Here is a 23791-nt window from a genome sequence, read left to right as displayed (position 1 = left end):
CATTACTCTTTATCAAAGCTATTATTTAAGGCGGTGGCGGCAAACCACTCCCCGCTTTTCTTAATGGTGCGCTGCTGCGTCTTTAAATCGAGCTGGATAAATCCGTAGCGATTTTTATACGCGTTACACCACGACCAGTTATCAATAAACGTCCACATATGGTAACCAAGACAATTGCACCCTTCGCTAATACCCTTATGCAGCCAGGCTAAATGTTCGGAAATAAACTCGATGCGGTATTGATCGTTAATCTGGCCATTTTCAATAAAGCGCTGCTCATTTTCGACGCCCATGCCGTTTTCAGAAATAAAGCAGCAGGGGTTGCCGTAATTGTCGCGCAGGTTAATCAGAATATCGTAAATACCCGGCGCGTAGATTTCCCAGCCGCGGTAGAGGTTCATCTTGCGGCCCGGCATCTCGTAGCTATCAAAGAACCATTCCGGCATAAACGGCGACTGCGGGTTCACCGCGCTGTCGCGACACTTCACGCGACGCGGCTGATAGTAGTTAATGCCGAGCAGGTCGATTTTTCCTTCCGCAATCAGGAAGCCGTCTTCCGTCTTGCAGGCGGGCAGCTGGTCGTAAGATTTCAGCAGCGCCACCAGATCGGCCGGGTATTCGCCGCGCAGGACCGGGTCGAGGAAGCTGCGGTTAAACATCAGATCCGCAACGTGCGCCGCCTTCACGTCTGCCGGGTTCTGCGAACGCGGATACGACGGCGTCAGGTTCAGCACGATGCCGATCTCCCCCGCGTAGTGCCCGGCGCGGTAGGCCTGAACCGCCTTCGCATGGGCCAGCACCGTGTGATACGCCACGGTGGCCGCCCGGCGGAAATCCACTACGTTGGGGTAGTGGAAGTCGTACAGATAACCGCCTTCCACCGGCACGATCGGCTCGTTGAAGGTAAACCAGTGCAGCACGCGGTCGCCGAACAGCTCGAAGCAAATCTGCGCATAGCGGGCGTACGCGTCCACCACGTCACGGTTTTCCCAGCCGCCTATCTCCTGCATCGCCATCGGCATGTCGAAATGGAACAGGGTGATAAACGGCGTGATGCCCTGTTCATTCAGCTCATCAATGACCTGATTATAAAAATCGACCGCGTCCGGGTTCACTTCACCGATACCGTCGGGGATCAGGCGCGCCCAGCTAATCGAGGTACGAAAGCTGTTGTGGTTCAGCTGTTTTAACAGCTGAATGTCCGTTTTCCAGTGCTGATAAAACGTGGAGGTGTGCTGCGGCCCCACGCCGTTGTGAAAACGGTTCGGCTCGCGGGCAAACCAGTAGTCCCACGTGGTTTCACCCTCTCGTGTCCCTTCCGTCTGGAGAGCGGAGCTTGCGCTGCCCCACCAGAAGTTATCGGGAAATGCGTATTTCATGACCCTTCCTCTTTGACTTAATTACTTGCGGCTTCAGCGGTACTGACGGTTGCCTGGGCTTTCTGCTCTTCGTTTTTAATCAGCGTACGCTCATAGGCGCGCAGGAACGGCAGGTACATCAGCGCGGACATCACCATACAGACAAGGCACATGATCACCGGACTGAGCGCCCAGTTTGCCGCCCACGAGGCACCAATCGGCGCGGGGGTGGTCCACGGGGTCAACGACACAACCTGTGCCAGCCAGCCGAGTTTGGTTGCGCCGTACGCCAGGCAGGCGTTGACCAGCGGAACAAACACGAACGGGATAAACAGCATCGGGTTCATGATGATCGGCGCGCCGAACAGAATCGGCTCATTGATGTTAAAGAAGCTCGGCACAATGCCCATTTTGCCGATGGTGCGCAGATGCGTGGCGCGGCTGCGCAGCAGCAGGAAGGCCAGCGGCAGGGTGGAACCGACGCCGCCAATCAGCAGGTAGTGATCCCAGAAACCCTGCAGATAAACGTGCGGCAGCGCCGCGCCTGCGGCCAGTGCCGCCTGGTTTGCCGAGAGGTTCGCCATCCAGAACGGGTTCATGATGCCGGTAACAATCAGCGAGCCGTGGATACCCGCGAACCAGAAGATCTGGCACAGCAGCACGGAGAGCAGAATGGCGGGCAGGGAGTCAGACGCGGACACCAGCGGCTCCAGCAGGTGCATGATCGCCTGCGGGATAATCATCCCGGTCTGCGCTTCAATGAACAGGTTCAGCGGGTGCAGCGTGCCGATCACCACCATCACCGGGATCAGGATCTCAAACGAACGCGCCACGCCGGTGGGCACTTCCTTCGGCAGGCGGATGGTGACGTTGTTCTGCTTCAGCCAGGCGTACACGCGGGTTGAGTAAATGGCGGCGATCAGGGCGGTGAAGATGCCCTGGCCGGAGAGGTACTGGGTTGAGATTTTGCCGTCGGCATACGGCGCGGCGACCAGCAGGAAGGCCATAAAGGCCAGCAGGCCGGACATCACCGGGTCGAGGTTAAACTGACGCCCCAGGCTCGCCCCAATCCCTACCGAGATGAAGAAGGTCATCACGCCCATGCTGAGGTTAAACGGCAGCATCAGCTGTTCGCGGTAGGTCTGGGAGAAATCCAGCCAGCCGCGGGCGAAGCTATTGGTGGTATCCGCCGAGAACGGCGGGAAGATGAACACCAGCATAAACGAGCCGATGATCATAAACGGCAGCGCGGCGGTAAAGCCGTCGCGGATGGCAATCACGTACTTTTGCTGACCGAGCTTCGCGGCCAGCGGGGTAATTGACTGCTCAATCACCGCAACCATGGATTGATATAACGAACTCATGTGAACACCTTTTAGTGTGCCGCTTCGATGAGCGACAGAGCAAAGTCCAGTACTTTATCGCCACGCTGCATGCCGTAGTCCATCATGTCGATGGGCTGCACCGGAATGCCATGCGTCGCCGCCTTGTCTGAGAGTGTCTGTAACATGTATTTCACTTGCGGTCCGAGAAGTACCACCTGGTATTGCGGAAACTGCGTATCAAATTCGGAAACACCGTACGCATCAATCTTCACCGGCAAACCACGTTCTTTCGCGACATCGACCATTTTGCTGACCAGCAGGCTGGTGGACATCCCGGCAGAGCAGCACAGCATAATCTTGAACATCGACAACCATCCTCTAAATGTAAAAAGTTATTGCGAGGATGATTGGACATGATACGGAAACCGGTTTCCATTCATAAAAGACAGAACTGTGACAACCATCAAGATCCAATACTTATGAGGCTAATTAACCGGATGCAGGTCACATAATTTGGCTGTTTTGACATCATTTGGAGTGGAAACGGAAAATCGGTTTCCATGGAAAACGGAAACGGATATACTCCGCTCTGGCTATAATGTGAGCCGAAGCGGTCATGGAATTTGCAGGCGCGAGGTAAGCCTGCCAGGGGAAAGAGATGTCGACAATCAATGATGTATCACGTCTTGCCGGGGTGTCTAAAGCCACGGTATCGCGAGTGTTGAGTGGGTCGCGTGGCGTAAAGGAAGCCAGCCGTCAGGCCGTTCTGAAGGCAGTGGATGAGCTTAACTACCGGCCTAATGTGATTGCCCAGTCGCTGCTGAGCCAGTCGACGGGCTGTATCGGGGTGATTTGCGCCCAGGAAAACATTAACCAGACCACCGGTTATCTCTACGCGCTGGAAAAACAGCTCAGCCAGCATCAAAAACACCTGCTGCTGCGTTTCGCGCACAGCAAAGCGGAAGTGATGCACGCACTTGAGGAACTCTCCTGCGGGCTTTGCGATGACATCCTGGTGATTGGCGCGCGTTTCCCGCTGGACGTCGACATGGACAACGTCATTCTGGTGGACTGCATGGAGTCTGATAATTCCAACAGCATCCAGTTCGATCACGCCTTTGCCGCCGAAACCGCCTGTAACTACCTGACCAGCCAGGGGCGACGCCAGATTGCCCTGATCCATCCGCACGGCAGCGGTTTTGCTGACCAGGTGCTGCTCGGCTACAAGCACGCGCTGGAGAAAAATTTCCTGCCCTTTAATCGCAACCTTGTGTTCATGGACGCGACCTCGTCGTCCGTTGCGCTACAGGAGCTGCTGAATAACGCCAGCACGCTGAACTTCAACGCGCTGCTGGTGGCGGACGAGCAGGAAGCCCAGCGGGTGATCCCGCAGCTGCAGGCGTTTAATAAATCCGTGCCGGACGACATTATGGTCTTTAGCCTGGCCGGATCGCTGCACCTGCCGGGTATTCCGGTGATCCCGGCGATTGAATATTCTATGGATGCGATGGCGGCGCGTATCGTGAGCTGGCTGACGGAGAAAACGCAGATGCTGGGCTCGTATGTGCTGCGCGGGGATTTGATCATTCCAGACGTGCGTAAGCGTTAAACATGTTGTGTAGGCCGGGTAAGGCGCAGCCGCCACCCGGCGAGAAGCACGTTTCAAGCCCTCAGTAATCTTCCATACAATCCACCTGACCAATCGCCGCCCAGTAGGCGTCCAGGTTGTCACGCTTCACGGCGGTAACGGCATTTTTGATCAGCAGCTGATTGGCCTCTGACGACAAAATCATCGCCTGCCAGGCCTTATCGCTCTGCTTTTTCTGTGGCGTACAGGTTTTCTTAATATCTTTCAGGACCTGTTGCTTAATCTGCGCCTCTTTCGCCGGATCCTCCTTTTCCTGAGCATGGACAAACGCGGCGAACAGCAGACAAACCAGCAGGCAGACAAGGTGTGCAGCTTTCATCAACAACCCCCTTTTGACGTCACAGGCTTCCCATGAAATATATCGTTACATTCAGTGTAGCGACGCCAGCCGAAAGTATGAATTTTCTCCACGTTGCGTGTGTGAGATAGTGAAACGGCACAGATAACAAGGAGAAAAAATATGCACCTGAGCATTACTCATGCGGTTACGGCGCAGGAAAAAGAAGAGTTACTCACGGGCCTGAGAGCCTACAATGCGCAGTTTCTGGATCTCTCCACATTCAGCGGGGATATTGGCGTTTACGTGCGGGACGACATCGGCACCATGCTCGGCGGGCTCATTGGGGTGCGTAAAGGCGACTGGCTGAATATCGACTTTCTCTGGGTGAGCGATGCCGTGCGCGGATCCGGCGTGGGCAGCCAGCTCATCAAAACGGCGGAAGATGAAGCCAGACGCAAAGGCTGCAAGCACGCGCTGGTGGATACCGTCAGCTTCCAGGCGCGTCCGTTCTATGAAAAACAGGGGTACCAGCTGCAGATGTCTTTGCAGGATTATCCGTACCCGGGCATGCAGCGACATTACCTGGCGAAAGCCCTTTAAGCTCTGAATCCGCAGGCCGGGTAAGCGCAGCGCCACCCGGCCATACCCGCATATAACTTATCCTTCTTATTGATTCTTTTTCGGTTTTTATTTCACCGCCTCGTTGTCGATATAGTCACTACAACATTCAGCAAAAGGAACTGTCTTGTGAAACGTCGATTGGGTGCTCTGGTACTGGCTGGCCTGCTGCTGGCCGGGTGCGATCAAAGTGGCAGCGATGCCAAACACATTAAAGTCGGCGTCATCAACGGCGCCGAGCAGGACGTGGCGGAAGTCGCCAAAAAGGTGGCGAAAGAGAAATATGGCCTGGACGTGGAGCTGGTGGGCTTCAGCGGCTCGCTGTTGCCTAACGATGCCACCAACCAGGGGGAACTGGATGCCAACGTCTTCCAGCATCGCCCGTTCCTTGCAGAGGATAACAAGGCGCATGGCTACAAGTTGGTGGCCGTGGCGAACACCTTTGTTTTCCCAATGGCTGGCTATTCCCGCAAAATCAAATCCGTGTCTGACCTGAAGGACGGCGCAACCATTGCCATTCCAAACGACCCGACCAACCTGGGACGTGCGCTGTTGCTGCTGCAAAAAGAGAAGCTCATCACCCTGAAGCCAGATACCGGGCTGCTGCCGACGGCGCTGGATATTACCGCCAACCCTAAACAGCTGAAAATCATGGAGCTCGAAGGGGCGCAGCTGCCGCGCGTGCTGGACGACCCGAAAGTGGATGTCGCCATCATCAGCACCACCTATATCCAGCAAACCGGGCTGTCGCCGGTGCATGACAGCGTCTTTATCGAAGACAAAAACTCGCCGTACGTGAACATCGTGGTGACGCGCGAAGACAACAAAGACGCCGAGAACGTGAAGGAATTTATCCGGTCGTATCAGTCGCCTGAAGTGGCGAAAGCGGCGGAGACGATCTTTAACGGCGGGGCGGTGCCGGGCTGGTAAGGAACCCGCATAAAGCACGGTGACGTAAATTGGCCCGATTTCATCGGTAATCGCTCTTTAACCCACAGCGTGACGCGCGACGGCTGGCTATCCTCCTTATCACACCAACCGGAGGATAGCCCATGAACATCACCCACATTCGCAACGCCACCCAGCTGATTACCTATGCCGGAAAACGTCTTTTAGTCGACCCGATGCTGGCCCCACAGGGCGCTTATCCGGGCTTCCCTGGCACGGCCCATGCCGAACGCCGCAACCCGACGGTCGAACTCCCCGTCGACGTCAACGCGCTGCTGGACGCCGATGCGGTGATCGTCACCCATACCCATGACGATCACTGGGATCGCGCCGCGGCGGAGCTGATCGCCAAAGATAAACCGATCTACGTGCAAAACGACCGTGATGCCGCGCTGCTGCGCAGCCAGGGGTTTAGCAACCTGACGGTCATGACTGACGCAACCACCTTTGGTGATATCCGGATAGCGAAAACCCACGGCGGTCAGCACGGTACCGATCGCGCATACGCCGTGCCCGAACTGGCGGAGCGGCTGGGCGAGGCCTGTGGCGTGGTGCTGCGTCATCCTGATGAGAAGACGCTCTATATTGCCGGGGATACCGTCTGGCGTGACGAGGTGGCGGCCGATCTGCAAAAGCACCAGCCGGACGTGGTGGTGCTGAATGCCGGCTATGCCCACGTCATTGGTTTTGGGCCCATTATTATGGGGCAGGAGGATGTGCTCAACGTCCATTTCCTGCTGCCGCAGGCTAAAATTGTGGCGATCCATATGGAAGCCATTAACCACTGTCTGTTAACCCGCAGCGCGCTGCGGGAGTACGTTGAAGCCAACCAGGTGAGTGACGCAGTGAGCATTCCCCAGGATGGCGAAACCGTTATATTCTGAGTGTCTGAAAGGGAAAGGAGAGACAGATGTCGCTAATCAACGTCGCGATTGTCGCGGTAGACGGGTTCAGCCCGTTCCACTACTCCGTTCCCTGCATTCTGTTTGGCGACTCGGTCTCCGGAGAAAAGCGCTTTAACGTGGCGATCTGCGCCGAAACGCCAGGGTTCCTCACCTCAAAAGACGGATTTGCCCTCAACGCCACGCAGGATTTTACCGCCATTGGGCAGGCCGATATTGTTGTCGTTCCCTACTGGCAGCACGTTCTTGAACGCCCGCCCCAGACGCTGCTCGACAGCCTGGTACAGGCGAGGGACCGCGGCGCGGAAATCGTCGGGCTGTGTCTGGGGTCGTTTGTGCTGGCCTGGGCGGGGATCCTCGACGGCAAACGTGCGGCCACCCACTGGGAGTTCGAACGTCAGTTTCAGTCGCTCTTCCCGAACGTTCGGCTGGATATTAATGCCCTTTACGTGGATGACGGCAATATCATCACCTCCGCCGGGACTGCCGCAGCCCTCGACTGCTGCCTGTATATCATTCGCCAGCGCTTTGGCAGCGTGGTTGCTAACCAGATTGCCCGCCGGATGATTGTTCCGCCCCACCGCGAGGGCGGGCAGGCGCAGTTCATCGCCCAGCCGGTGCCTAAAGATACCCGCGACGGGCGCATTAACTGCCTGATCGACTACCTGCAGCAGCACATCACCGAACAACATAGTCTGGACTCGCTGGCTGAGGTGGTCTCGATGAGCCGCCGCACCCTGACTCGTCATTTTGTTAACGCTACAGGGATGAGCGTCGCCGACTGGTTGACCGCCGAACGCCTGCGGCGCAGCCAGATCCTGCTGGAAGCCGGAAATATGCCGATTGAACGCGTGGCTGAGCTGGTGGGATTTAATTCCGCCGTCACCTGGCGACAGCAGTTTAAGGCGCGTTTTGGGGTGAGTCCGGCGGAGTGGCGAAAGACGTTTCGGCTTCATGCCTAGTGTATTACGGCTAACTCAAGATTTAAGGGTGAGTTAAATCCTTTCTTATTTTCTCTTAATATCCTTCTCACTCTTCTGAAATAACTATTAATTTTAGGTGCCCTAATTCAAATTAGATATACTCGCTTTAAGAAAACTCTTATATTACAAAAATAATCATTGCGGACATTTTTGTGGCATGGATGAATAGCGCCGAAATAAAAATTAGAATAATTTCATTAGTAAATTATGCTGTTGCTATCTTATTGTTTTCGCTTTTTTCAGCGAGGGTGAGTGCTGCACCTTTATCGCCAGCCGATCGCGATTCCATTCAACAGCAACAGCAGCAGCTTTTATTACAGAACCAGCAACAGCGTGAGGAGCTGGAGCGGAGTATTCCTCGCCCCGCGCCCGCCAGACCGCTGCCGGTTACCGGCTCCGGGCCCTGTTTCACTATTCATACCATTACCCTTTCAGGTGCGACCTTAATCTCCCCGAAAAACCGGCAGACCCTTGTCGCGCCGTGGCAGGGCCGCTGTCTGGATATGGCGAAAATAACGGAACTTCTCGCCCATATTTCTGACTGGTATATCAGCCGGGGATATATCACCAGCCGCGCTTTTCTTACCGAGCAGGATCTCTCCGGCGGTCAGCTGAATATTGTTGTGCTGGAAGGCAGACTGGAAGCGATCCGTCTGGAAGGCGAAACGCCGCGTATGCTGAAAATGGCGTTTCCGGGACGGGTGGGCGGCATCCTTAATTTACGCGACATCGAACAGGGCATGGAGCAAATTAACCGTTTGCGTACCGAGCCGGTTCAGATTGAAATTCTTCCGGGAACGCAGGCCGGATATTCCATTGTTAATCTTACGGCAAAGCCAGAATTTCCCTTAAGTGCATCGGTAAGCCTGGATAATAGCGGGCAGAAGAGTACCGGCGAAGATCAGCTGAGCGGCGTGCTCACCGCGAATAATATGCTGGGGCTGGCGGATAAATGGTTTGTCAGCGGCGGGCGCAGCAGCGATTTTGCCAGCGCGTACGATGCGCAGAATTTTCAGGCGGGCGTCAGCGTGCCGTTTGGCTACGGATTACTGGACTACAGCTACGCCTGGAGTAACTACCGGACCACCATCAGTAACCAGGGATTCAACTGGCTCTCCACGGGCGATACCAGAACCCACCGCCTTAACGCGTCCTGGGTGGTCTTCCGCAACGGGGAGGTGAAAACCGGCATTGCGGCAGGCGTGGTTCAGCGATCCAGCCGCAACTGGCTCAACGACGCGCCGCTTCAGAGCAGCACGCGCAACCTCTCCAGCCTGATTCTGGGCATTACGCACACGCAAAAAATGCTGGGCGGCGTGGCGACCTTCAACCCGACCTGGAGCCACGGCATGCCGTGGTTCAATGCCGAAACCGACGAAGATAAGTCCGGGGATATGCCGCGCGCGGAATTCCGTAAATGGAGTCTGAACGCCAGCTTCCAGCGTCCAGTCGCCCGTAACGCCTGGTGGCTGACCAGCGCCTACGGCCAGTGGTCGCCCGACCGGCTGTACGGCTCCGAGCGCCTGACGCTCGGCGGCGAAAGCTCCGTGCGCGGTTTTAAAGAGCAGTACCTGTCCGGGGACAACGGCGGCTACTGGCGCAACGAGCTGGGATATTCCCTCTTCACCCTTCCGGTGATTGGCGCGGTGAGCGCAACGGTCGCCGTTGACGGCGGCTGGCTGGAAAAAGACCGTCAGGACCGCTTTGCCTCCGGCACGTTGTGGGGCGCTTCGGTGGGGCTGAACAGCGCAGGGCGCGGGTACAGCAGCCAGATTTCGGTCGGTACGCCCCTGCACTACCCCGACTGGCTCGGCCCGGATCATGTGAGCGTTAACTGGCGCATTGCCTTCATGCTTTAAGAGACTCTACGACTATGGATACCCGTCACCCACCCGTTCGTTTCTCGCAGCGTCTGATCAGCTGGATTGTCTGCGGCCTGATGGTCTGGCAGCCGATGGCACCTGCCGTCGCGGCGGCGCTTACGCCGACCGGGCAGACCACGGTCGATCGGGCGGGGAACGGGGTGCCGGTCGTCAACATCGCCACGCCCAACGGGGCGGGTATCTCGCATAACCAGTTCGGTGAGTATAACGTCGGCAAAGAGGGGCTTATCCTCAACAACGGCACGGACCGTTTAACCCAGACCCAGCTGGGCGGGCTTATCCAGAACAACCCCAACCTGCAGGCCGGGCGGGAAGCGAAAGGCATTATCAACGAAGTCACGGGCGCCAGCCGCTCGCAGCTGCAGGGCTATACGGAAGTCGCCGGTAAAGCAGCAAACGTCATGGTGGCCAACCCGTACGGCATTACCTGTAACGGGTGCGGATTTATCAACACCCCGAACGTCACCCTGACCACGGGGAAACCGCAGTTCGACGCCAGCGGTAACCTGCAGGCGCTGGAGGTGACGAAAGGCGCCATCACGGTTGAAGGCCAGGGGCTGGATGCCAGCAAGAGCGACGCGCTGTCGATTATTGCGCGCGCAACGGAAGTGAACGCCGCGATTCATGCGAAAGATTTGACCGCGACCGTGGGCGCCAACCGGGTTGCCGCCGACGGCAGCGTCACGCCGATTACCGGCGAGGGGGCCGCACCTGTGGTAGCCGTGGATACCGGCGCGCTCGGCGGGATGTACGCCAACCGTATCCGTCTTGTTTCCAGCGAAAAAGGCGTCGGGGTTAACCTCGGGGATCTTAACGCCCGACAGGGCGATATTACGCTGGATACCAACGGTAAGCTGATGGTGAATAACAGCCTTGCAAGCGGTAGCCTGACGGCGAAGGCGGATAGCGTTGTCCTCAGCGGCGAACATAAAAGTACGGGAGCAATGCTGATCAACAGCCGTTCAGACGTGGCGGTAACGAACGGCAAACTGCTTAGCGACGGGGATATTACGCTTGCCGGTAATGGAAAGCTGAGCGTCGCTAACGGTACGTTAACGGCGGGTAAAAACATCAGCCTGAACTCTGGTTCGCTTACCGCAGATACCACCAGTGAGGTTAATGCGGCTGGCACCATTCAGGCTAACGTCGCAGGGGCTGCAAACCATGCGGGTAAGATGGTGGCAGGCAGCGGTATCTCTCTTTCCGCAGGCCAGCTCGCTAACAGCGGGAAAATGACCGCGAACGGCGATCTAAACGTGAAGGCGGGAGGTTTTACCAATAGCGGTGCGGTACAGGCGCAGAAAAATACCCGGCTCGATCTGGGCACGCTTAACCATACTGGTCAACTGCTGGCCGGCGGCGTGCTGGAGATCTCAACGGGGGATGCCTGGATTGACGGCATGCTCAGCAGCGATAGCGATCTGAGCGTTAGCGGTACTGGCGCGCTGAATATCGGGCAAAACGGGCAATTGTTATCCACCGGCAGGCTCGGGCTGCAGTCTGACAGCGTCATAAACAACGGGCTGGTCAGTGGGAAACAGAATCTCGCGCTCACCAGCCGTCAATTCAGCGCTCTTCAGGGGAGCACGCTGACCAGCGGGGGCAGCCTGCAGCTCAATGCGGGTGATGCGCAGATCGCCGGGGAGGTTCTGGCCCAGGGCGATCTGTCCTTCAGCGGCGACCGACTTACGACGCTGGCGAGCGGACAGCTTCAGTCGCAGGGCGATATGCTGTTGCAGGCGCATAACGCCGCCGGGCTGGACGGTGTCCAGGCTGCAAAAGGCAACCTGACGCTCGCTGCCGGCAGCTTAACGCATCGCGGTACGAGCCGCGGCAGCAACGTTTCTCTGCAGGCTAACCAGATTGACACCAGCGGCACCCTGCAGGCGGATAATGCCATGGCGTTGAGCGCCGAAACCATTGTTCAGCAGGCCGGAGGGGCGCTGCTGGCGCAGAAAACGCTGCAGCTTAATACCAGCCAGTTGACCAACAGTGGTTCGCTGGATAGCGATGCCTTAACGCTTGCCATTACCGGGCATACGGATAACCACGCGAGCGGCAAAATGACGGCCCGTAACGGGCTCACGCTGACGGGAAATACCTTCACCAACGACGGCCAGCTGGCTGCCAGCGCGCTGGCGCTGACGCTAAATAACGCCTTTACCAACACGGCCTCCGGAAGCGTGCTCGCCGAAAATACACTCGACCTGACCGCTCCAGTGTTCAATAACGCCGGGAGAGTGGCCTCATCCGCTCTGAACCTGAACGCGAATACCCTCGACAATAGCGGCCTGCTGCAGGGCGGGCAAACGTTGCAGCTCGCTTCCACAAGGCTGGCTAACCAGAGCGGGGGAAAAATCATCAGCGGCAGCGGGCTGACGCTGAATATCCCACAACTGGTGAATGCCGGGCTGATTTCGGTGAAGCAGGGGCTAACCATTGAAAGCCTGATGCTGACGAACAGCGGCAATCTTGAAGCCCAGTCGATGGCGCTGAAAGCGGGTCAGAAATTAAGTAATCAGCAAGGCGGCGTACTGCTGGCGGAAGCGTCGCTGGCGCTTACGACCCCGGCGTTTGATAACGCGGGCAGCGTTCAGGGCAAAACGCTGACGATTGACGCCGGGGAGTGGAGCAACGGGGGTCAGGCTTCGGGGCTGGACGATCTGTCGGTCAATGTCCGCGATACGTTTACTAACCTCGCCGACGGGCGGCTTGTCAGCCAGCAGACTGGCCGCGTGAACGCCGGGAAGTTTGCTAATTTCGGCGGCGTCACGGCAGAAAATCTGCGCATTAGCGGCAACAGCCTGACTAACGACGGCTGGTTGCAAAGCGGCGGGGCGCTGGATCTGAATGTCGGCGCGCTGGCAAACGGGCTTTCCGGCACTGTTCAGGCAGGCAGCGGCCTGGCCGTTACCGTACAGCAGCTGGTTAATGCTGGCGCGATCTCCGCTCAGCAAGGCGCTGCCATTGATGCGTTAACGCTGGATAACAACGGGCGGATTGAAGCTCAGGATCTGCAGCTAAAGCTGCGCGAAAAGCTGAATAACCTGGCTGAGGGGATCCTCCTGGCCCAGCGCAGCCTGAAGCTCGCGACGCCGCAGCTCAGTAACGACGGACGTCTGATGTCGGAAAGCGCGACGCTGAACGCGAAGACGCTCGTCAATAAGGGTTTGCTGCAGGGGAGCGCGGCACTTGTCGCTGACGGTGAGCAGTTTAACAATGCCTCCGAAGGCGAAGTCGTCAGCGGCGGTACGCTGACGTTCAATGAGACCCTAGGGTTCAGCAACGCCGGTAAGGTGCAGGGCGAGACTATTGGACTGAATACCAGAAAGGCGGATAACAATGGCCAGATGCTGGGATTATCTGCGCTTAGCCTGAGCGGAACCGAAAGCCTCACCAATAGCGGTAATTTGCTCAGCAAAGGCAAACTGGGCCTTACGAGCGAGCAGTTGGATAACCAGGGGCAGATCGCGGCGCCCGAGCTGAACATCAACACCCGGCAGATGACCAATAGCGGTTTGCTACAGGGTGACCAGCTGTTTGGTTTTACCGCCTCCTCACTCCATAACCAGAAGCAGGGCAGCATTATCAGCGGCAGCGGGCTAAGACTTGCCATTCCCGACCTGATTAACGCCGGTTTGATTTCGGTCACCCAGGGGCTGGCTATCGAGGCCGCGACGCTGGACAACGCTGGGAACATCGAGGCGAAGGATTTACAGCTGACGCTGCGCCAGCAGCTGAATAACCAGGCGAAAGGTGTGCTGCTGGCAGATGATTCGCTTCACCTGTCGACACCTGAGTTCACCAACCGGGGGCAGCTGATTAGCCGCTCAGGCACGATAATCGCCAATACTCTGTCAAATGCGGGGTTATTGCAGGGAAATCAGGGGCTTTCCGTCAGCAGCCAGACGCTGGATAACCTTTCAGGTGGTCAACTCCTGAGCGGCGGTGCGCTCACCCTGAATACCGTGCAGGGAGGGAACGCCGGACGTCTGCAGGGGGACACGGTTCAGATCGGTGCGGGGCGGCTGGATAACAGCGGCCAGGTGCTTGCTATCAACGGTCTGTCGCTCACCGCCGGGGAATTGAATAATACTGCAGGCGCAGAAATGAGCGGCAGCGGAGGTAGTTTACATGTTGATCGGCTGGTCAACGCCGGGCTGATTTCGGTCAGTCAGGGGCTGGCTATCGACGCGCTGACGCTAACGAATGGCGGCAATATTGAAGCGGGCAATCTGGCGTTAACGTCGGTACAGACGCTGAATAACCAGACCAGTGGCGTACTGCTGGCAGACGATATCCTCTCGATTGACGCCGCCAGCGGTGATAACGCCGGGAAGCTTATCAGCAGTAACGCGCGTCTTGCGGTTAGCAGCTTAACAAATAGCGGGCTGATTCAGGGAAACCAGTCCCTCGGCCTGCAGGGCAGCCAGTTGAACAACATCGCCAGCGGCCAATTGCTGAGCGATGGTGATGTGGGACTTAATGTTGACCGTCTGGATAACGCTGGCCGGGTGCAGGGGAAAAGCCTGACGCTCGCAGGTGGACAGTCTGGCGGCGTTAACCGCGGACAAATGCTGGGCCGCGAGGCGCTGAATATTCTGTTCGCCGGGGCCTTCAACAACGATGGGCGCCTTATCAGCCAGAATTCCCTCAGCCTGAAAAGCGGGGCGCTTTCTAATACCGGGGTAATTGCTGCTGCAACCGTTAACATCGACAGCGCAGTGGGGCAGGCAAATAACAGCGGATTAATTCAGGCCGACGGCAAGCTCAGCTTCTCCGCCGCCTCATTGTCCAATCAAAAGAGCGGTTCGCTGGTAGCAGGCGATGATATAGCGCTGACGGTACCTGCGCTGATCAATGACGGGCTGATGTCGACGGGGAAAAACCTGCGCCTGGACGGGACTTCTCTTGATAACCGCGGTGGTCTGGAAGCACTGAATGTGCAACTGAATTTGTCCGGTCAGGTAAACAATCAGCCTGAGGGGCATCTGTTTGCAGACGACCTGCTGACGCTTAACGCCGGAAGCTGGCGTAACGACGGACAGCTTATCGGCAACAACGTCATTATTACGTCCGGCCATGGGCAAAATAGCGGCCTGCTGCAGGGGGATATTGGTCTTAAACTTGCCGTTACCGGCCTCGATAACGATCAAGCAGGCAAGATATTAAGCGGTGGGCTGCTCGATATTACCGGCCAGCAGCTGAACAACAATGGCCTGATGCAGGGGCAGAACGCTCTCCTGCACGGCGTGGATTTCACTAATGCGGGTTCGCTGACAGGTAAAGGCGATCTGACGCTGAATGTGGATAATACCGCGACCATCAGCGGGCAAATGCTGAGCCAGGGCAAGCTGCAGCTTGACGCCAGTCAGCTCGATAATAGCGGTATTCTGGCAGCAAACACGGTTAGCGTGAGCACCGGAGAGCTGAACAATACCGGGACGCTGCAAAGCAATGGTGCTTTGAATCTCGTTGCAGACGCGTTCAGCAACGTTGGTACGCTTCTGGCCAAACAGGCGCTAAATCTCACGAGCGCAATGCTGACTAACAGCGGTGTGATTCAGGCCGACACGCTGACCCTCGCGGTAAAAAACGCGCTGACCAACCGGGACACGGGCAAAGTGCTTGCCACCCAGGCGCTGGCTTTTGACGGCAATACGTTAACCAACAGCGGCACGCTGGCGGCAGATAATGCGCACCTGGCTCTAGGGATCCTGAACAATAGCGGCTTGGTGCAGGGTAACAGTGGGCTGGCGATCCAGGGTCAAGCGGCACAGACCTCGGGCCTGAGAAGTGTTGACGCCGCGCAGACGCCTGCTGCCAAAGTGATTAATAACCTGATCGTCGGACAGCTGTTAAGCGGCGGCGATTTGACGATTGCCGGGGATAAGGGCGATAACGCCGGTACGCTACAGGGCCGGACGCTGAACGTTAAGGCCGGAAGCTGGAATAACGAGGGGACGCTGCTTGGCCAGCAAGGCGCGAGCCTGAACGTCAGCAGCACGCTAACAAACAGCGGAACGTTACTCAGCGAGGCCGGGTTTGATATTCGCGCAGGCGCTGTAGATAACCGCGGGCAGTTGGCGGCGGGTACGCTTAACCTGCAATCGGACAGCATCAGCAACAGCGGTTTATTGCAGGGTAGCGCTGCGTTGACGTTCGATACCCGGGCCCTGGATAACCTTACCGGTGGACAAATTCTGTCCGGCGGCTCGCTTAATCTCGATCTGCCGCAGTTTACCAACGGCGGGCTCGTTCAGGCGAGTCAGGATATGACGCTGACGACCGGCAGCTTTGGCAACCTGGGCACATTGTCTGCCGGAGCGTTAAATCTTAACGTCGCGCAACAGCTGAATAACCAGAGCGGGGGCAAGCTGCTGGCGACCCGTCAACTTAGCAGCCAGAGCGCCAGCCTGACGAATAACGGTGTGCTTGCCGCAATGAGTGTCGAGCTTACCAGCGGCCAGATCGACAACAACGGCATCCTGCAGGGAGACAGCGCGCTGGCGCTGCACACGCCGCGGCTCAACAATCTGACGAACGGGCAAATTGTTAGCGGCAGCTCGCTGAATCTCTCCATCCCGCAGATGGTCAACCTGGGGCTGATGTCTGTAAAAGAGGCGCTGGTCCTTTCTGGAGCCACCCTGGATAACCAGGGAACGCTACAAGGGAGCCGTGTGGGGCTAAGCTTCACCGGCGACGTCGTGAACCGCGGCAATGCACGCCTGGTGGCACAAAAAGATCTGACCCTGAGCGCCGCCAGCCTTAACAACCAGGGCACGTTAGCGGGAGATTCGGTGAATATCATCACCAATCTGCTGACCAACGTCGGCTTGCTGCAGGGTAACAGCGCGCTGGCGCTGAACTCCCTGACGCCATCAACTCTGGTACTTAACAATAAGACCGGCGGGCAAATTATCACCGGCGGGGCGCTGACGCTTTCCCTGCCGCAGCTGACCAACCAGGGGCTGCTGCTTTCGCAGCAGGGGCTCACGCTTAATCTCGATAATCTCGACAACCAGGGCATCGTGCAGGCGCGCGATCTGGGCCTGAATATCGGCAACCAGCTGACGAACCAACAAAGTGGACGGCTGCTCGCTCAGCAGGGGCTGAACCTGACGGCCGCAAGGCTGGATAACGCAGGTCAGCTGGCGGCGAGTAATGCCACGCTGGCGGTCAATATCCTGAATAACCGCGGCGTGCTTCAGGGCGACGGCGGGCTGTCGATTACCGCCCCGACGCTGAACAACCTGACCGGCGGGAAACTGCTTTCCGGCGGACAGCTGACGCTTAAGGCCGGTCAGCTCGCGAATGGCGGGATAATGCAGGGGCAACGGCTCGGCGTGAACGCGAGTGGCTGGAACAACAGCGGCAGCGTACTCGGTACCGACGGACTGACCGCTCAGATTGATAACCAGTTGACCAACACGGGTCGCCTGCTTGGCCAGGGGAGTACGCGCGTTGCTGCGGGGGCGCTGAATAACCAGGGTTCTCTGCTGGTTGACGGTGACCTGATACTGGACGGCGGCAGCCTGTCAAACGGGGGCAGCCTTCAGGGCAGTACCCTGACGGTAAATAGTGGTACGGTCGATAACGCCGGTTCCGTGATTGGTCTGAACGCCCTGACGCTTCAACCTCTTCAGGGGCTGACCAACCGGGCCGGTGCATCAATGAAAACGCAGGGAACGCTGCTGGCGGGTGGGCAGAGCATCACGAATGATGGTCTGTGGCAGTCGCAGTACCTGAAGGTTAACGCCCGGCAGTTACAGAACAACGGCACGCTGCAAAGCGCGGGAAATACGGATCTCGCGCTGACCTCCTCCCTGGTCAATACGGGCTCAATGGTGGCGAACGGGACGGCCACGCTCGGGGCGCCAACGCTGAAGAATCAGGGGCAAATGCTGGCGAAGAAGATGTCGCTGTCGGGCGGTTCGCTCAGTAACAGCGGCAGCATCAGCGGTGCCGATGGCCTTGGCGTCACGCTCAGCGGCGATCTTGACCAGCAGGCGGGTGCGAAGCTGTTAAGCAACGGCCTGCTCAGCATGGGCGCCAATATCCTGACCAACCTCGGTCATATCCAGGGGAGCACCCTGGCGCTGAATGCCGGTAGCCTGAATAACCAGGGCCGCATGGAGGCGAATACCGCGCTCAACGCCACGCTGCGCGGTAACGTCGATAACGGACGCAATGCCGTGATGCTGAGCCAGGGCGCTTTCCAGCTGGGCGCACAGACGCTGAATAATGACGGTACGCTACAGGGGAACGGTAATACGCAGCTTGACCTGCGCGATCGCGGCAGTAATCAGGGGCAGTTACTCAGTGGTGCAACGCTAACGCTGAATACGCCGGGGCTGACCAACAGCGGCTGGGTGCAGGGCTTTGCGCTGTGGCTCAACGCCGGTTCGCTGAACAACAGCGGTACGGTGCTGGCACAGCAGCAGGGAACGCTCGGTGGTAATTATATTGTAAACAACGGCATGTTGCAGGGCGCGAACCTGACGGTTAATCCGGGCCAGCTCGATAATAACGGTACGGTATACGCCACCCAGAATCTTGGGATTGCCGCCTCGCAGGTCAATAACGCTGCTGCTGCCCGGATGCTTAGCCAGGGTAACCTGGCGATTAACGCCACTAATACCGGCCTTCAGGGGCAGGTTGTGGCGCTGGGGGACCTCACCCTCGCGAGCAAGGCTTCCTATAATCAGCTGACTACGCTGGCCGCGGGGAATACGCTGTCCGTCACCAGCCAGGGCGATATCACGACCAATGGCCTGATGCAGGGCAAGGGGATACAGCTTTCCGCTGCGGGTACGCTGAATAATAACGGCCAGCTGCGGGCGGGCTATGGCGAAAGCCAGCTTAGCGCAGGGCAGCTAAACCTGAATGGTACAGGCAGCGTCGAGGCGGGCGGTACGCTGCGCCTGAGCAGCCTGAACGGTATTAATAACGCAGGGTTTGTCGGAACTGCAGGCGATCTGATCGCCAGCGCCGGAAGCACGCTGCTGAATAGCGCTCTGCTGTACGCGGGCAATAATATGAGCCTGCTGGCGAACAGCATCCGTAACGCGCGCGGCGATATTCTGGCCGGCAACAGCCTGTGGATGCAGCGCGACAGCGCAGGTAACGCTAGCGCGGAGGTCGTGAATACTTCAGGCAGTATTGAAACCCAGCGTGGCGACATTTCAATCCTGACCGGGCATTTAGTAAACGAGCGGGATGGGCTCAATGCAGCCCAGAGCGAAACGAATATCGCACCGTCCTGGGTTAAGGGTGGAACGGCGGATATTCCTGTGGACTGGATTTCCTCTTCCGGTACCGGCAAGTACGGTATTTATGTGACGGAAGGACAGAGTTATCACGGCCACGGTGACGACTGGAGCGAAATGCTTGGCAACTATGCGCCTTATGAAGACGCGGATGTTCAAAAAGTTGCCGTTAAAACCGTTTCGGTATCCGTGAGCGCGAAGGGGCAGCAGTCCCGCATTGCGTCCGGCCGAGACATCATCGCCCGGTCTGATAACGTTGAAAATATGGCGTCGTCGATTCTGGCGAACAGAAATATTCAGCTTTCAGGAAGTACCTTAAATAACCAGTCATGGCTAAACGGCACGTCGACGGTTTATAACGTTTATCGCTATGGGGTAGGCGATAAATATGCCCGCAGACCTGATGAGACCACGCGAAGCTATGACAAGCTGGTATCGAAGTCGATTAGCTATGTTCTTGACAGTGTGACCACTGAAGGGGCCAGCGGAGACGTTTATCGCGCCGTTATCCAGGCCGGCGGCGCGGTAGTCGCCAGCTTCAGCAACAATATCAGCAATACCTCCACCACGGCGAACGCCCCGGGCTATAAGCCTGGCCTCAGTGCCCCCGGGCTGAACCTGTCTGGCGGCCCGACCGTTGCGTCTGGCGCTAAGGCCACCGGGCTCGGCGCGGCAAGCAGCCAAAGCGTTGCCGCACCGCAGGCGACCATTAACCTGCCCGGCGGTGGGAGTGGCATAGGCAATGCGGAAGCGCTCACCAGCCGCAATGCCGGTAATAATGGTCTGGCATCGATTGATAATCGTCCCCAGAGCATCGGCGATTTTGGCCAGGCTGGCGGCAAGCTGGCTGACGTTCACCTGCAGGCTGCAGGCTTAACCTCCCAGAACGGTGCGAACGGTACGCCGGTTGATTTGACCGGGACCGGTGCAGCCCTGGTGGTTCTCGGCAGCACGGGTGGCAAGCATACGACTATTGCCAGCGATGCCGTAGCACTGGCGGGGCAGAAGCAGTCGGGAACAAGCGGAACGTCCGCGCTGGCTTCCCGCGATAAGATCGGTGAAATCGCTGCGGTAACGGCTCAGATCATTTCGCTTTCCAGCGGCGGGAAAACGCCTCCGCCACCGGGTTATAACTACCGTCCTGTTTCGCTTACCGATATCTCGTCGGTTGCCCCAGCGCTGACCAGCAATGGTTCACCGATTAAGCTGAGCGACTATCCGCTACCGGCCAACAATAACGGCTATTTTGTGGCAAACCGCGATCCGAAAAGCCCGTATCTCATTGTTACCAACCCGAAACTGGCGGGTTTAGGGCAGCTGGATAGCAGCCTGTTTAATGATTTGTACAAGCTGGCCGGGACAACGCCGCCTTCGGCGCCGCAGGAAACCCGAACAACCTATACCGATACCACGCAGTTCCTGGGGTCGGATTATTTCCTGGCGCGTCTGAATCTGCGTCCGGAATATGATTACCGTTTCCTGGGCGATGCGGCCTTCGACACCCGCTACGTCAGCAATCAGATCCTGAACGAGACCGGTAGCCGCTACGTTAACGGCGTGGGCTCCGACCTTGAGCAGATGCAGTATCTGATCGATCGCGCCGCTCAGGCCCGTGACAAGCTGGGGTTACAGCTCGGCGTCAGCCTGTCGGAAGAGCAGGTTGCCTCGCTGGATTCCAGTATCCTGTGGTGGGAAAACACGGTGATTGAGGGGCAAAATGTCCTCGTGCCAAGGCTGTACCTGTCGGCGAAGGACGTGGCGTTTAACAAAGGGAGCATTATCGCCGGGAACCAGGTGATCCTTAATGCCGGCAGCATCACGAATGACGGCAGTACGCTGCAGGGTAAAAGCCTGCTGGCTGCCAGCAGCCAGAGCACAATCAACAACATCAATGGTGGCCTGATCGGTTCCAGCGGAAGCCTGCAGCTTAGCGCCCTGGGCAATATCAATAACGTGGGTTCCACCATCAGCGGGCAGACGGTTAGCCTTGAAAGCGTGGGGGGTAGCATTATTAACCAGACGCTGACCAACCAGTGGAATATCTCGGGCGCTACGAACGGATGGAACAGCCAGGCCGTCTCGCTGACGCAAACCGACCTGGGCGCACTTGCTTCCATCAAAGCGACGGACAGCCTGACCCTGAGCGCCGGGAAAGATATTAACAATATCGGCGCTAACCTCAGTGCTGGCGGCGATATGTTGCTAAAAGCGCTGGATGATATCTCTGTTACAGGGAATCAACTGGTGACGCGCGACCGTTATGGCCGCAATCTCAATGAGACCGTCACCAACCAGGGCAGTACGGTCACCAGCGGAGGCAACCTTGGCCTGCAGGCAGGTCACGATCTGAACGTTACGGGCAGTAATCTGACGGCCGGAGGCAGCGCTGCGCTTTGGGCGGGTAACGATCTGGTGCTGGATGTGGCGCAGAATAGCCGCCACAGCCAGACCGCGAAAACGGACTCCCTGAAGACGGATAATACGCGTACGGTCATTAGCGCTGGCGACGATCTGACGTTGGCCGCAGGCCGCGATCTGCACAGTAACGCCGCGGCGCTTGCCGCACAGGATCGCGTGGGGCTGCAGGCCGGACGGGATATCGATCTGCTGGCGGCAGAGTCCACAACCAGCGATAAATATAGCGCGAAGAAAAAAGTCGAGATCAACCAGTCCGTGCGCCAGCAGGGAACGGAGATCGCCAGCGGCAGCAGCACCACAATCATTGCGAACCGTGATGTTAATACCCAGGCGGCGCAGGTCACAGCACACGGGGATATTGGCGTGGGCGCAGGGCGGGACATAAATCTCGCCACCGCTACCGACAGCGATTACCACTACAAAGAGCAGACCAAAACCAGGAAAGGTTTCCTGAGCAAGAAAACCACCCACACCATCGAGGAGAACAGCGCGACGCGTGAATCCGGCTCATTGCTGAGCGGCGATAACGTGCAGGTGGTGGCGGGTAATAACCTGCGGGTGTCAGGCTCCGCCGTGGCGGGCGATGGCGACGTGCAGCTTAAGGCGGGCAACAACGTTGATATCGTTGCAGCCACTAACACCGACACCTCCTGGCGCTTTAAGGAAGAGAAAAAATCCGGCCTGATGGGCTCGGGTGGGATTGGTTTCACCATCGGCAGCAGCAAAAGTACCCAGGATCTCCGTGAGAAGGGCACCACCCAGAGCCAGAGCTTCAGTACGGTGGGCTCGACGGGGGGGAGCGTTGATATTGCCGCCGGTAATCAGCTGCATGTCGGCGGCGCGGATCTGGTGGCTGGCAAAAATATGGCGCTCACCGGAGACAGCGTGACGATCGAGCCGGGCCACGACAGGCTCACCAGCGATCAAACCTTCAAGCAGAAAAGCAGTGGCCTGACGATTGCCCTCTCCGGCGCAGTGGGTGACGCGGTGAACACTGCGGCCAGCACGGCAATGGCGGTGAAAGACCAGAGCGATGGCCGTCTCGCCGCACTTCAGGCGACCAAAGCGGCACTGTCGGGTGTTCAGGCCGTGCAGGCCAACCGTCTCGCTGAAGCGGCTAACGGCAGCGATCCCACCAACAATGGCGCGTTCGGCGTGATGGCCTCCATTGGCGGACAGTCCTCTAAATCCACCTCACACTCGGAGCAGGACAAAACGACCGGCAGCACGCTGAATGCCGGGGGTAACCTCGCCATCACGGCGACAGGTCAGGGCAACGCTGCCAACAGCGGTGATATTACCGTGGCGGGCAGCCAGCTGAAGGCTGGCAAGGATCTGACGCTCAATGCGGCTCAGGATATCAACCTGACGAGTGCAGCCGACACCAACAAACTGACGGGCAGTAACTCCAGCAAGGGTGGCTCAATCGGGATCGGTATTACCGCCGGTCCGAATGGCGCGGGCATCACCGTCTCTGCCAGCGTAAACGCCGCCAGAGGCAGCGAAAAAGGCAATGGAACCTCCTGGAACGAAACGACGCTGGATGCCGGACAGAACGTCAACCTGACCAGCGGCCGCGATACGGTACTTAAAGGCGCGCAGGTCAACGGCGATAAGGTCACGGCGGATGTCGGGCGCGACCTGACCCTCAGCAGCCTGCAGGATAGCGACAAATACAACAGCAAACAGCAGAGTATGAATGCGGGTGCAAGCTACACCTGGGGAGCGGGCAGCGGTAGCGGCAGCTTTAGCATCAGCCGCGACAAGATGAAGAGCAACTACGACTCGGTCCAGGAGCAGACCGGGATCTTCGCTGGCAAAGGCGGCTTTGATATTAACGTTGGCAACCATACGCAGCTGGACGGTGCGGTGATTGCCAGCCGTGCTGATGCAGACAAAAACCGCCTTGAGACCGGTACGCTGGGCTTTACGGACATCAACAATAAGGCGGAGTATAAGGTTGAACATCAGGGTGTCGGCTTCAGCAGCGGCGCCGGGGTTGCGGGTAATCTGGTTAGCAACATGGCCAGCACAATGCTGGCAGGAATGGGCGGTGGCGGCCATGCTGAAGGGACCACGCAATCAGCGGTAGCCGACGGTGCTATCATTGTTCGCGACCAGGCTAACCAGAAGCAGGACGTCAGCACGCTCAGCCGTGA

General features: G+C 57.9%; 11 protein-coding genes. 7 read left to right on the top strand and 4 right to left on the bottom strand.

Features of this window, described 5'->3' with window-relative positions:
• Window positions 1-2: 2 nt before the first annotated feature.
• From C6A40_RS18240 to C6A40_RS18230, 3 genes are read right to left on the bottom strand one after another with little or no spacing between them, the layout of a single operon-like run.
• Window positions 3-1379, bottom strand: coding sequence for a glycoside hydrolase family 1 protein (locus C6A40_RS18240; protein ID WP_045336472.1), 1377 nt, complete (start codon window positions 1377-1379; stop codon window positions 3-5).
• Between the two features lie 17 nt (window positions 1380-1396).
• Window positions 1397-2722 (bottom strand): PTS sugar transporter subunit IIC, encoded by a 1326-nt coding sequence (locus C6A40_RS18235; protein WP_045336474.1) that lies wholly within the window; start codon window positions 2720-2722, stop codon window positions 1397-1399.
• An 11-nt stretch (window positions 2723-2733) separates the two neighbouring features.
• Window positions 2734-3048 carry a PTS sugar transporter subunit IIB gene (locus C6A40_RS18230; RefSeq protein WP_008500132.1) on the bottom strand — a complete coding sequence of 105 codons (315 nt, stop codon included), beginning with the start codon at window positions 3046-3048 and terminating at the stop codon, window positions 2734-2736.
• A 293-nt stretch (window positions 3049-3341) separates the two neighbouring features.
• Between C6A40_RS18230 and C6A40_RS18225 the strand changes: the two genes are divergently transcribed.
• Window positions 3342-4292, top strand: a complete 951-nt coding sequence (locus C6A40_RS18225) for a LacI family DNA-binding transcriptional regulator (protein ID WP_023293714.1) — start codon at window positions 3342-3344, stop codon at window positions 4290-4292.
• Between the two features lie 61 nt (window positions 4293-4353).
• Here the strand turns inward: C6A40_RS18225 and C6A40_RS18220 are convergent, their stop codons facing one another.
• Entirely contained in the window at window positions 4354-4650 is a 297-nt protein-coding gene (locus C6A40_RS18220) for a YicS family protein (RefSeq protein ID WP_023326396.1), read from the bottom strand.
• Between the two features lie 141 nt (window positions 4651-4791).
• Between C6A40_RS18220 and C6A40_RS18215 the strand changes: the two genes are divergently transcribed.
• From C6A40_RS18215 to C6A40_RS18190, 6 genes are all read left to right on the top strand, one after another.
• Window positions 4792-5211, top strand: coding sequence for a GNAT family N-acetyltransferase (locus C6A40_RS18215; protein WP_008500129.1), 420 nt, complete (start codon window positions 4792-4794; stop codon window positions 5209-5211).
• Between the two features lie 147 nt (window positions 5212-5358).
• Entirely contained in the window at window positions 5359-6159 is an 801-nt protein-coding gene (gene nlpA / locus C6A40_RS18210; RefSeq protein ID WP_045336477.1) for a lipoprotein NlpA, read from the top strand.
• A 122-nt stretch (window positions 6160-6281) separates the two neighbouring features.
• Window positions 6282-7061, top strand: a complete 780-nt coding sequence (locus tag C6A40_RS18205; protein WP_045336479.1) for an MBL fold metallo-hydrolase — start codon at window positions 6282-6284, stop codon at window positions 7059-7061.
• Between the two features lie 26 nt (window positions 7062-7087).
• On the top strand, window positions 7088-8041 hold the full coding sequence (locus C6A40_RS18200) for a GlxA family transcriptional regulator (RefSeq protein WP_045336480.1): 954 nt from the start codon (window positions 7088-7090) through the stop codon (window positions 8039-8041).
• Between the two features lie 182 nt (window positions 8042-8223).
• Window positions 8224-9921, top strand: coding sequence for a ShlB/FhaC/HecB family hemolysin secretion/activation protein (locus tag C6A40_RS18195; protein WP_239991057.1), 1698 nt, complete (start codon window positions 8224-8226; stop codon window positions 9919-9921).
• Window positions 9922-9935: 14 nt separating this feature from the next.
• A partial coding sequence (locus tag C6A40_RS18190) for a hemagglutinin repeat-containing protein (RefSeq protein WP_114191325.1) occupies window positions 9936-23791 on the top strand: 13856 nt, incomplete at its 3' end.

The sequence above is a fragment of the Enterobacter sp. GER_MD16_1505_Eko_090 genome (genome assembly GCF_003331015.1).
GTDB lineage: Bacteria > Pseudomonadota > Gammaproteobacteria > Enterobacterales > Enterobacteriaceae > Enterobacter > Enterobacter roggenkampii.
This window is presented reverse-complemented; position numbering and strand designations above follow the sequence as displayed.